Source organism: Vibrio sp. 1402 (assembly GCF_033340275.1).
Genome location: NZ_JAWOWE010000540.1, coordinates 1 through 564, shown reverse-complemented (window position 1 = coordinate 564; position 564 = coordinate 1). Strand labels below are relative to the sequence as shown.

Annotated in this window: 1 protein-coding gene; it reads left to right on the top strand. The window is 47.7% G+C overall.

All coding sequences use genetic code 11. The features are described from left to right. A partial coding sequence (locus R7044_RS27140; protein WP_225456218.1) for a DUF2066 domain-containing protein occupies positions 1-564 on the top strand: 564 nt, incomplete at both ends.

Sequence of the window (564 nt, the reverse complement as noted above, 5' to 3'; positions counted from 1 at the left end):
TCTATCGTGCCGAAGTGGTTATCGACAGTGAGCAGAACGACGGTGAGTCTGCGGCTCGTGAACAAGGTATGAAAGATGTGATTGTTCGAGCGACTGGTTCTCAATCTTCTCTAAGCAACCCTGTTATCCAAAAGGCGCTGAGTTCTAGCTCTCGCTATATTTCTCAGCTTGGGAAAAGCCAAGTTGATGGTAAAGCAAGTCTTAAAATGTTGTTTAACAGTGGGCAAATTCAATCGCTTTTGACTCAAGCTCAGTTGCCTTCATGGTCACCGAATCGTGCCAACATTTTGGTTTGGCTGGTGGAAGAGCAAGATTACGACCGCGCAATTGCATGGGAACATTCTGATTCTGCCAACGTTGCTGCGTTGAAAAAAGCAACGGAAGCTCGTGGCCTTCCAATTACGATTCCTGTTGGGGATTTTGACGATGTTACGGGCGTAAACACGTCTGATCTTTGGGGCGGTTTCATTGAACCGATTAGCCAAGCCAGCCAGCGTTACCCAGCGGACGCGGTATTAATTATTCGTGCGCAAGGCGAGCAGATTCGTTGGACTTTGTATGACC